The organism is uncultured Methanobrevibacter sp., assembly GCF_900314695.1.
GTDB lineage: Archaea > Methanobacteriota > Methanobacteria > Methanobacteriales > Methanobacteriaceae > Methanocatella.
The window spans coordinates 64,890-77,046 of record NZ_OMWD01000008.1 but is presented as its reverse complement, the minus strand read 5'-3'; the positions used below and the strand labels follow the sequence as shown (position 1 = coordinate 77,046).

General features: G+C 31.7%; 12 protein-coding genes. 1 reads left to right on the top strand and 11 read right to left on the bottom strand.

The features are described 5' to 3' along the window. Positions 1-582 precede the first annotated feature (582 nt). From QZN45_RS03700 to QZN45_RS03690, 3 genes are all read right to left on the bottom strand, one after another. Positions 583-1,620, bottom strand: a complete 1,038-nt coding sequence (locus QZN45_RS03700) for a TIGR01177 family methyltransferase (protein WP_296811210.1) — start codon at positions 1,618-1,620, stop codon at positions 583-585. Positions 1,621-1,664: 44 nt separating this feature from the next. After that, positions 1,665-2,870 (bottom strand): PH domain-containing protein, encoded by a 1,206-nt coding sequence (locus QZN45_RS03695; RefSeq protein WP_296811208.1) that lies wholly within the window; start codon positions 2,868-2,870, stop codon positions 1,665-1,667. Positions 2,871-3,004: 134 nt separating this feature from the next. Next, positions 3,005-4,270, bottom strand: coding sequence for a proteasome-activating nucleotidase (locus tag QZN45_RS03690; protein WP_394340022.1), 1,266 nt, complete (start codon positions 4,268-4,270; stop codon positions 3,005-3,007). 156 nt (positions 4,271-4,426) lie between these two features. Between QZN45_RS03690 and QZN45_RS03685 the strand changes: the two genes are divergently transcribed. Next, positions 4,427-4,918 (top strand): multiprotein bridging factor aMBF1, encoded by a 492-nt coding sequence (locus tag QZN45_RS03685; RefSeq protein ID WP_296802183.1) that lies wholly within the window; start codon positions 4,427-4,429, stop codon positions 4,916-4,918. Here the strand turns inward: QZN45_RS03685 and QZN45_RS03680 are convergent, their stop codons facing one another. The 8 genes from QZN45_RS03680 to QZN45_RS03645 form a co-directional block, all read right to left on the bottom strand. Continuing rightward, on the bottom strand, positions 4,919-5,350 hold the full coding sequence (locus tag QZN45_RS03680) for a DUF356 domain-containing protein (RefSeq protein WP_292608124.1): 432 nt from the start codon (positions 5,348-5,350) through the stop codon (positions 4,919-4,921). 40 nt (positions 5,351-5,390) lie between these two features. Then, on the bottom strand, positions 5,391-6,605 hold the full coding sequence (locus QZN45_RS03675) for a hypothetical protein (protein WP_292881572.1): 1,215 nt from the start codon (positions 6,603-6,605) through the stop codon (positions 5,391-5,393). A gap of 46 nt (positions 6,606-6,651) precedes the next feature. Further along, entirely contained in the window at positions 6,652-7,107 is a 456-nt protein-coding gene (locus tag QZN45_RS03670) for a hypothetical protein (protein ID WP_292881569.1), read from the bottom strand. A gap of 82 nt (positions 7,108-7,189) precedes the next feature. Beyond that, positions 7,190-8,620 (bottom strand): Mur ligase family protein, encoded by a 1,431-nt coding sequence (locus tag QZN45_RS03665; protein WP_296811203.1) that lies wholly within the window; start codon positions 8,618-8,620, stop codon positions 7,190-7,192. Between the two features lie 19 nt (positions 8,621-8,639). Beyond that, a complete protein-coding gene (locus tag QZN45_RS03660; protein ID WP_296811201.1) occupies positions 8,640-9,722 on the bottom strand; it encodes a glycosyltransferase family 4 protein in 1,083 nt (360 codons plus the stop codon). Between the two features lie 63 nt (positions 9,723-9,785). Then, complete coding sequence (locus QZN45_RS03655; protein WP_296811199.1) at positions 9,786-10,880, bottom strand: acetyl-CoA carboxylase biotin carboxylase subunit family protein; 1,095 nt, start codon at positions 10,878-10,880, stop codon at positions 9,786-9,788. Beyond that, positions 10,877-11,302, bottom strand: coding sequence for a hydrogenase maturation peptidase HycI (gene hycI / locus QZN45_RS03650; protein ID WP_394346757.1), 426 nt, complete (start codon positions 11,300-11,302; stop codon positions 10,877-10,879). Before hycI ends, QZN45_RS03655 begins: the two co-directional genes overlap by 4 nt. A 70-nt stretch (positions 11,303-11,372) precedes the next feature. Further along, complete coding sequence (locus QZN45_RS03645) at positions 11,373-12,143, bottom strand: methyltransferase domain-containing protein (RefSeq protein ID WP_296811196.1); 771 nt, start codon at positions 12,141-12,143, stop codon at positions 11,373-11,375. Positions 12,144-12,157 lie beyond the last annotated feature (14 nt).

Sequence of the window (12,157 nt, the reverse complement as noted above, 5' to 3'; positions counted from 1 at the left end):
TTAATCGAATCCCAATAGCAGTAACATCTGCCAGGATCAAACAGAATTGAAACATAACAGACATAATAAAGTATAAAGTATTATGAAGTACGCTAAAAATATAGACGAGTATTACACTAAACTAGTTTGTAACTAATTCACCACATACTACAAAACCAACATCATACTTGAGAAAATTCAAGTACTCACAAAATGTATAGCTACATGCGGAAAGCAACCATCATAGTTAAAATTGTTCCATACAATATAACTTAGGTCATCGCCATAAAACACATAGCACATCTAATAGACAGAGAAATTTTATTAACAAAATCAATTAAAAAATATTGCAAAAAATATTAAAAAATTAAAATATTGTTTTTTAAACTTTTAAAATAAAAAATAAAAATAAATACATAGTAATTATTAAAAAAATGAGTTTAAATAAAATATATAAATTAAAATTTTTAAAACCCTTGAAAAATGAAATAAAAAAAAACAAATCAAAGAAATAATAAAACAAAAAAAGAATAGTTAAGATTTGAAGTAAAAATAACACATGATTTATGTTCTCATATATAAATGTAACTATTTGTTTATATATTAATCAAATTTTTTACAGATAACAGAAATAATTCTTGTTAAACTTCTATGCATTTTAATCCCATATTGTTCAACAATTTCAAATCCAATTTCATCAGCAATAGGTTTTAAGTCGACATAATGAGGACTTGCCATACAAAGATAAGCATCATCTTTCATATTATCATATATTGCTTTGAAAAATTCCTTGAAAATATCATCACCATCCATATCTCCAGTAGTGGTGGAAATTCCATAGGGAGGATCAGTAACAACAGCAGCCACTTTTTCATACATTTTAAGTTCACGCACATCCAAATTGAATGTTCTATAATCAGAAATTCCAAAATGTTCCAAATTAATAGCTGCACCATTTTTCATTTTCCAGTAAATATCAGATCCGACTACTTTACAACCAATTATTCCAGCTTCGATTAATATTCCACCAGTTCCACAAAAAGGATCTAGAACCAAATCTCCTTCAGTGACTCTTGATAGATTTACCATACATCTTGCTAATTTCGGACTCATTGAACCAGGATAAAAGAATGGCCTTTTATGGGGTTTGCTATTCTCAAAATGTTTTTTATTTAATTTGATTTTTTCAATAGCTACATAAACTGTATCATTAAATGCAACAATTCTTATTAGGGATTTAGGTTTTTTAAGATTTACCTTTATATTATCGCAATTTTCTAAAATCAATGACCCCACTTTTCTTTCAGTAGCTACAGTATCAATTTCTGAGTGGAATCTTTTAACCCTTACGGCAAATGTTTCATCAATATACTTTGACCAGTCCACAGAGGAAACATCATCATTTAATGCATCGATTGAAGATGTTAAAATGATTTCATGAACTTCGTGAGTATAACCTAACCTTCGGGTAAGGATTTCATAATACTGCCCACATTTATCATTTGAAATATCTTTTAAAATCACCAATCCATCTGTAATAACACAAAGATTAGCATCAATATTTTCACAATCCATAACTGCTTTCAATTCAGCTTTAGGCAGTTCAGGATGTTCTTGAGATTGAATACATAATAATTCCATTAAATTCACCGAAAAGAAAATTTTTAAAAAGAAAATTTAAAAAATTATTTTTTAAATTTATCGAAGTGCCTTCTAATTACTTTTTCACTAGATTCATCTACATCTACTGATTTATCTTGAACATTATTATTGGCATTATCATTATAATAAACTTCACGACCATTATTTTGATAGTAGTCATCATCCCGATAAGAATACTCATCCCTTATTTCATTATAATAACTTTTATCAGAAGATTGATTTGAAGGTTCCTCATATCTAATGGAATTGGATTCATATGCCACACTATCCCTACCATAATCATCATAAGATTCATCATATCTAATGGAATTAGGTTCATATGTCACACTATCCCTACCATAATCATCATAAGATTCATCATATCTAATGGAATTGGATTCATATGCCACACTATCCCTACCATAATCATCATGCTGATTTAAAGGTTCTTTGTATCTAGGTTCGAATTGCTTATCCTCAACATCATAGAAATTATCAGTATAAGGCTCATATTCATATTTTTTACGATTATTTTCACCTTGACTGAAATCATCAGGATAATATTCATAATCTCTTCTTGGAGATTTATCTTTTTCACGACCAATTGGAGTAATCGGTTCGAATTCATCATAATAATCATTTTTTTCAAGATAGCTATCATTTGTTTGGAAATTCCTCCCATATGACATATCATTATGAGGATATGGATTTGATTCACCATATGCCCTGTGATTAACCATATTGGAAAAGATAATCTCTTCTACTTCAGAAGGATTTGATATGGCGGACAATTCCATTTGATTGTTATCATAAGCACTAAATAAAGAAATAGTTCCTACATTAAATATTTTACCAAAAACACTTTGTGAAGTATTGATATCTTGAATAGCTGCATAAGGCATATAATTTTTCTTAGTGGACAACACCCCATATTTGATAATGATTCGGGATTGTGTTAAAATGTACTCCTTAGAATACCATCCAATAAGTTGCCAAATAATAAATAGTATAATAAAAAGAATGACAATGAAAAATCCTATTGCTGCATACCTAGTTAAAGCAAGATTAATATAAGATATCAAATAAACCTGCATATTCCCAACGAATTGAATGACCTTCGGAGAAAGTATGAAAACAATAACTAATAAAACAATACCATAAATAGCTTTTTTACAGCCAAAAAGCATATTAGGTTTTGCTTGATAAAGAATTCTTTCATTTCTAACATCATCATTTTTATCAAATATCATAATTATAATATTAGATATTTATTTTAAATAAAGTTTTACAAAAAAAGATTGAAAAAAATAAGCCTCAGCTCGCCCATCATTCATCACATATCAGAGCTCATAGGGTTCATCATCGGCTTATTATATTATTAAAATTAACCGAACATTACTCCGGCTTCAGTTTTGAACAATTCGTCTTCTTTGGTTTTACTCATCACTTTATCAATAGCATCCATAAAGTCAGCTACAGTAACTTTTTCACGTTTATCACGAATTGCAAACATACCTGCTTCAGTACATACTGCTTTTAAATCAGCACCGGAAAGCTCATCAGTCAAATCAGCGAGAATATCAATGTCTGCTTCTTCATCTAATGACATGTTTTTAGTATGGATTTTAAGAATTTCTTTTCTTCCGTCAATGTTTGGAAGAGGAACTTCAATGAATCTATCAAAACGACCAGGACGCAATAATGCAGGGTCTAATATATCTGGCCTATTGGTAGCACCAATAATTCCGATATCTCCTCTTGATTCAAAACCATCAAGTTCTGCAAGTAATTGCATTAAAGTACGTTGTACTTCTCTATCACCACTGGTGGAACTTTTAAGCCTTTTAGCTGCAACAGCATCAAGTTCATCTATGAATATGATAGCTGGAGCCTTTTCTTTAGCCAATTCGAATACTTCACGGACAAGTCTTGCACCTTCCCCAATATATTTTTTAACAAATTCGGAAGCTACAATCTTGATAAAAGTAGCATTGGTTTCGTTAGCTACTGCTTTTGCAAGTAAAGTCTTACCTGTTCCAGGAGGTCCATATAATAATATACCTTTAGGTGGTTCGATACCTACTTTTTCAAATAATTCAGGCTCTGTTAAAGGCAATTCAACAGTTTCTTTTACTTCGACAATTTGCTCTTCCAAACCACCGATTTTATCATAGGTAATATCTGGTTTTGTTTCAATTTCCATTCCAGAAACATTTGCATCTTTTTCTGATGGTAAAACTTCCACAATACCAAATGTTTGTTGATTTAAGGCTACTCTTGAGCCAGGAACTAATAATTTTTCATCTAAAAATTTTGAATAATTAACAAGGAAACTAGGTCCTGTACTACTTTTAACAGTCATTCTGTGATCATCTAAAACTTCAGTAATAGTTGCTAATACAAGTGGAGGTGATCTGAACCTGTCCACTTCTGAACGTAAAGATTTAGTTTCTCTTTCTAATCTAATTTTTTCATTTTCAATTAGGACTTTATCCTTTTCTAATTTCCTAACTTTCCACATTAAGTTACTTTTTGCTTTGGATTTTTCTTCTCTTAAATTATTAACCTCATCTTGTAGAGATTCAACTTTTTCTATTAATTGTTCTTTAGAAGAATTTTCCAAATCGTCAAAATTATCCATGTGAATCATCTCCAGTTAGTTATTAATTTATATTTCATTGTTACTTTAATAACAATTAGTAACTTTAAAGTATTTAAATGTATTCATTTGAATTCGTACTAACAATTATTTTATAAGTTATTGAATATATAATATTAATTAATTAAAAAAGGAAAACTGATTAATATGGAATGCGAAATTTGTGGTAAAGAAGTGCCGGAACATAATCCAATTAGGGCAAAAATTGAAGGATCAGTTATGGTTGTATGCAAAGAGTGTTCAAAACTTGGAAAAATCCAAAAAGCACCTCCTAAACCAAAATTTAGAAAACAAGAAAAATCAAAAAGACCAACCACAACTAGAAACAAAAGTTATTCAAGAAATGATGAACCTTCTGAAGAATTAATTGAAGATTTCGAAATTACCGTTAGAAGAGCAAGAGAAGCAAAAGATTGGTCAAGAGAAGATTTAGGTAAAAAAATCAATGAAAGAGTTTCAGTCATTTCAAGAATTGAAACCGGAAAAATGACTCCTGATGTAAAGCTCACAAAAAAACTAGAAAAAGCATTGAATATTAAATTACTAGAAAAAGTAGATAATGTAGATTTGAATCAATTTGTAAATAGTTCATCAGGTGAACGTACATTAGGAAATATAATGAAAATTAAAAGAAAATAGCTATTTAACATAGCTATTCAATTTCTCATTTTTAATATGTCTTCCTTTACCTTTAATTTTATAATCAATCATCCCCTCATTTTCAGCTCTGTGAGACTGATATCCCTGGAAAGATTTGGCAGTTTCCAATAATGATTGTAACTCATCATAACCACCATATTCCTTACTCACAACTACAACATGAGCCGGAGGATGAATTTTTTTTATTTGCATAATGCTTAATGTAGTATCCTCTTTAACGAAAAAAGCAGTAGCTACATTAGATTTTGTTCTGAGTTTAGAGTTTAGAATACTTTCAACCAATGAATCTGCAAAACTTGCATCGATAACCTTAGGCTTTGAAACCAATGTTAAATTACCATGCCTTTCCATATCTGCAATTGCATTAAGTAATTTAGAATTATTCTCCCCTCTAACTAAAATTAATGCCATAATAATCCCCAATAAATAAAAAAAAATAATAATAGGTGAATCACCTATTTTGGAAAGATTTCAATAACCTACTTCTGAACACAACAAGCAAAATCAAGATGATACCAACAGCAGTTTGAATACTTCCTAAAATATTCAATATATTTCCATCAATAGGTAAATCCCATGCAGGAGATGACCTATCTCCAGGAAGTGCATTGAAATAAACACCAACTGCTTTAGAACCTTGTTTTACATTTAAATCCTTAGGTTCCACATGGTCAACACCCATTAAAAGACCATTATTAATAGCTTTATTAATGGACGCTGCAATTGCAGATGCATCATAACCATTTTTAGCAACAGAAGATTCAACAATTTCAGAGGTTGTTGCTGCTAAACCCGGCTTATCACTACCGTAAACAGAAACACTAACTGCATTCGAACTAACAGTCAGAGCATCACCTAAAGCCTGATATGCATATATTGTTTTTAATTCTCCACCACAAACAGGACATCTACCATAAGCTTCAGCAGCAGGGAATCCCATTGCCCATTCACAATCTTGACAAGCTTTGGAATATTCCTCATCCATAGGATAACCCGTTTGGTTCATTTCCTGAGGAGTAAACATGTCTTCAGTTGAAATTCCAGAAACTAGATTTACTCCACCACCACCGTATTTTTCACCAGATTCATTAGCCACTTGACCCATTGCTTCTGATAAGATAGTGGTTGCTGGATAACCGTCCCTAATCATTTTACCAATATTCATTGCAGTTTCTTTACGTACAGAATCTGCTGTACCATACAATGGATTACCATTGGTGTTCCTCAAGTGAATAATAGCTCCTTTTTGACCAGGTTGCAATGTTGCAACACCACTACTGTATGGAGTAACTTTAATATCATTACTAGCATCATCAACAGTAATTACATAAGCGTCGAAAGAACCACCAACAGCAGCACCAATGCTTGGACCACCTGCAACCAGACGAGCCCCATTATATTGAGATGCAATAGATGCAGCTGAAGCAGCAGAAACATTATTGTTTAAATTAGCAACAGCTTCAATGACTGAATCCAACCTTGTATCTGAACTACCGGTACCCCCGGAAAGCACTGCAAAATGATTGTTTTTAGACATTAAAAATGTTGATTGAAACATGTTTTCTGCAAATGACATACTTCCAGCCGCAGCTCCATTTGGATCCTTACCAGTAGGGTCAGTAATAATAATAATGTTACAGGTAGCTGCGACACTACTCATAGTCATTAGAAATATTATTAAAAATACAATTGATACTTTAAATTTATCCAACTTACCCACCTACTGAAGAACTACTAGATGTTTTATTACCCATATCAACAGAAGAAAAGTCTTCAATAACAGTTACAGTAACAACACCAGTATTTTTATCTACTTGAACATCTGCAGCAGTAATAGGTTCTACAGAAGTACCCGGTACTGTTGATCGTGTTGCGAACTCTTGTGCCGTTTGAATAGCATCTTGCAGCGAGACTTCCCTAACTGAAGTCTTTAAAACATCACCATAAATGACACTACCATCCCTTAATCCAGATTGCATTACATTAGACCTGATAGTATCTACAGGAACAATATCATTTCCTTTAATGATAACTCCTGAAATAGCTATACCATCATTTACTTCATCAGAAGATGCAAATGCAACATAAGTGATTAAACGACCACAAAAGATTAAAATAAATGCCAATAATAGAATTATTAATGTGTCTCTTCTAATCTTTATAAACATGTTTATATCCTCTTTTATCGAATATTCTATTATAAGAATAAAACTATTCATTTATTATATTAAGTTAATATAATATTTAAATTTATATAATATCTTTTAAAAGTGATTCGGCAGGATCCATTCCTTGAGCTCCTATTAATAATATGATATCATTTTTACCCGCTTTTTTGTAAGTTTCACTTAAACATTCTTTTAAATTGTCATAATGAATAAAATCAATATCATTTTGATTTAATGTGTTGAAAAATACTTCTCTTTCTTCTTGTTCAACAAAATTTAAATCATTGACAACATCATTGCTTGAAGATAAAATCAATTCCATATTGTCCCCCACAGACTCCACAAGTGCCTCAACATTCAATTGGTTTATTTCAACACCCCTTGACCCTCTGATGGCACATACAACATATAATGTCTGATTTGGAGGAAGCAATTTGATTGTTTCAGAAATAGTAGCTTTAATTCCATCAGGATTATGTGCAAAATCATCATAAATTAAAGGTTCATCATTTAATTTAGCAAAACGTCTATTTAAAGCCTCATACGATTTGACACCAACAATTATATCATTTTCATCTATTCCCAAAGAGATACATGATGCAATCGCTGATAAGATATTTTGAATGAAATGATTGCCTGTGAATGGCAATTCTTCCTTAGTCATGAGTGTTTTGCCTTGATGAATTATTTTTTCACCATCATAATAAACTGCATTTTCCTCATCTAATGGAGACATTGAAGTATAGAATGGGTTTTCAGCATCCAATTTCATGACCAATTCATCATCATGATTGAGTACACAAACACCATCCCCAATAGCTTTTGGAACAGCAGTTATTTCCCTAAACACATCATCTATTGAATTTACAAGACCAATATGGTCCATTGCAATGTTTGTTATGACTCCAACTTTAGGGTTGATTGCTTCGCTCATCAATGCTGCATGATGCTCCATCAATTTTCCAAGCCAACCTTGAACTTCAGATACTTCAATCACCAGATAATCCAGTTCCCCATTTTTTGTAACTTCATCAGCAATTAGTTTAGAAACCATCGGGTCAATCAATGTATTGAATTCCGATTCGCTATCTGTATTGGTAAATACATTAAAGCCAGCAGTTTTTAAAATATGATAAATTAAATGTGATGTAGTTGATTTGCCGTTTGTTCCAGTGATTACAATGTTTGTCGAATTTGGGGAGAATTTGTTAATGGTGTATGATAATGCATATGCATTTGCCAATTCTATTTTATCTGTAATTATCAATGGGAAATTTAAATGTTCTGCCATTTCAATAGCGCCATCTTTTGGATTTTGAGTAATCAAACAGGCAATATTCTGATCAAATGCCATTTCAATACCTTTATCATTGATCCAATGCCTTATTACTATATCTCCAGTATGTGCATCATTTAAAAAAGTAAATTTACCTGTAAAACCATCAATTGAAAAGAATTCATCATTTCCAATGAGTTTTCCTTCAATGGCTTCAGTCAATTCTTGAATTTCCATATTATCACCAAAAAGAAAATTAGAATAGGTACATCTTAGCAAGAATACCTATTACACACAATAATAATGTAACTCCCCAGTAAGTCAATACAATTTTTGTTTCAGACATTCCATAATGATTTAATGTGTGATGTAGCGGTTCTACTGGTAATTTGATTATATGTGCCCTGTGCAATAAGCTTACAATAACTGAAATAATTGGAACACCCAATGCTAGAACTCCAAAATAGGGAATATCACAGACAAGTACTGCAGCAGCATAACCTGTTCCCAATACGAATGATCCAGTGTCACCCATAAAAATAGAAGCGGGATATTTATTGAATACTAAAAATCCTAAACATAAAGCAGACAATATTAAAAATGGAGGCATTAAAGATGCATGTCCAAACAAGTAAATGTAAACACAACAGAAAATTGATGCAATTCCAACAATACCTGCGGCTAAGCCATCCATCCCATCAATTAAATTAACTGCATTGATACAACCTAAAATGGCTATAATAACTACTGGAATAGCCAATAAACCTAGTTCAAAACCACCTAAAGTTGTTACTATACCAGTAAGAGCGAAAAATATTCCTATTACAATCTGACACACTATTTTTTCCAACTCTTCAGGCTCTGTTTTGATAGGAACTTCACCTATGACTTCAACTTTACCCTCTTTAAGCAAGTCATCAACTTCGGCTTTTGCTTTTGGAGTTGCAACACGAACTTCCTCTCCAGGTTCAACATCCAATCTCCCCAATGCAATAACCTCATCAGAGGTATTGACAACAACCTTTTGAATTTCTTTAACTTTAAGACCAATCAAATCATCAACAAGACCAACAATACCGCCTGCAAGCATGATGAATGAAACTAATAATATTGGAATATTTTGATAATATGCTGCAATTACAAAAGAAATTGCAAATAAGAATGCAACACCACCCATTGTTGGAGTACCACTCTTATGCCTATGTTCACTAACTATAGGATTATCAGCAATCCTTGCTCGGAGAAATATTCTTTTTACATACCATGTGAAGAATATTGTAGCACATAATGTTACTAAAAAAAGAATTAACATATCCGTATTATTCATTTTACCACACAATAAATCATTAGATTAATAAGATATCTATTAATAATAGTATATAATTATAACTTATAACACAGATTATGTCAATTTATCAACTAGCTGTTTGAGCCCTTCCTTGGAATCTGCCCTTGCAGTTATTCTTTGATAACCTTCAGGACCATGAACAACAAAATCATTATCTTCAAAAGACTTTATAGGTTCTTTTGGAGAAGGACCTTCATAATTACCTATTGGAATTTCAGTTGAATAATAATATTCAAGACTATCATAAATTTTAGATATTGAAAACTCGCCAATAGCCATATTGACTAATTCACACAATGAATTAATGCCACAAGTTGCAGTGGTCAAATATCTGGTACCATTAGGCCTAGTATTAACTTCAATTGCATATAATTGCTGAGTTTCTTTTGAAAACATGAAATCCATTTCAAAAATTCCATCAGAATCCAAATTTTTAGCTATTTTATAAGCAGTATGTTGAACTAAGTTATTATCCAATCCTTCAACCATGCAAGGTCCTGTTTTAACTTTATTTAATGGATGAGTTCCTTCCAAAGTGGTTTCACCCTTATAAATTGGAGGCAATGCAACATATTCCCCACCATATCCCAATACTTCAATTGAAATTTCAGACCCTTCAACGAATTTTTCACATAACGCCTGGTCGAATTCCTCAAAATATTCCTCAACATCATCAATTGAATGGGCAACTTTAATATCCTTACCACCCTGTCCTTCACCCTGTTTTAAAACAACAGGAAAATCCATTTTAAGTTCATTAGGATTATTTAATATCTGATATTGTGGAGTAGCTACTCCAATTTCTTCATAAAAGCTCTTGGTTCTGATTTTGTTGGAAGTAAGCTCAACAGCTCTTACATCAGAAGCAATGACGGGTATATTATACTCGCTTTCAATTTCTTCTTTCATATGCGCAACATCAATTAATGGCGGATCTATTCCAATCAACGGGACAATTGCATCAACATTTTGCATCAGTGCAACCTGTTTTGGACCATCCATTCCCCTTGGAACAATAAAAACCTGGTCAGGCAAATCCAAGTTAATCGCATCTTCATTAGATTCTGTAAGTACACTTTCAATTCCCTTACTTCTCACATACCAATCAAGGTCATCATATAATCTTGAGCCAATAAACAATAATTTCATAATATAATCCCTTTTAATATATTAATAAAGTCAAAAGCAGTTTTTTCAACATTCTCAGTTAAGTTTTCACCATAATCTAAAGATTCAGGTTCTATTCCTACAAAAATTATTTTAAAATCATTATCCTTTTCCAAATATTTAACAAAATAGGATAAAGACATGGAATGGGTTGAAATACCTATATTTGAAAAATCATCTTTATCTACAATTTGCATATCCCCTGGGTTTCCATTCATTAGACAGGCATCCACTATGATAATATGGGTCGGATTCTCTTTTCGGAGTTTGCCTGTAAAATTTTCGGGAACAGTTTCAGCATTGATAAATATTAAATTTTCGTCCTCAATATCTTCTTCCTTTAATCTTTTAATGATGAATGGTCCCACGCCATCATCACATTTGAGGTCATTACCAACACCCAAAACAATCAATTTTTCACTATTTGAGAGAAACCCCTCAAGTTGAGATTCGAAAGACATTATTTCACCATCATTATAGGTATTCTGTTTGAATACTTTCAATTCCATTTCCCATAATATATTTTAATTTAACATTTATAAAATCATTGCCTTTTACAAATCGTTTTTCCAATGGAATCAATAAGGGTGGGTTTAGCATAGGGGTTGGACCGCAAATTATATTATCATTAAGCTTTGTAAATGTGGTTATTTTTAATCCGTTAACGAATCCATCCTTTTTAGATTTGATAGATATTTCTTTTTCAAAATTTGGATTTATATCATCAAGCAAATTAAACTTTGAGTAGACTTCAGCATCAGACAGCACTTCATATTTTGCTCCATCTTCATCCCAATGAACATTGTCTCTTTGCAAGTTTACTAGTTCCACAGTATTAATAATTTCCCGCGGTATAATCTGCCCATCTTCTTTTAGAAACTTTTTGGCATAATTTAAAACTGGTACCTGCTCCTCATCAATTAATGCAGTATCCATCATCTCACAAACTATTAGATCTGCCTTTTTTTCAAAACCATATCCTATAACATTTTCATTGATAACTTCAATATTTGAAAAATCGGACAAATTTTCTTTAGCACATTTAGCAGCTTTAAAATCCAATTCCAAAGCAACAATCTCTTCAAAATAAGAACTTAAAAAATAAGATAGAATGCCACTCCCACATCCTAAATCATAAGCAAGCTCAGTATTGCCATCATATTCCATTATGGCATTATAGAAACTAGCTAACCTATCAGTATCCTTTAATAAATCTGAATGATAGGGAGTAGTTTTGAATTTCATGAAAAAAAATATTA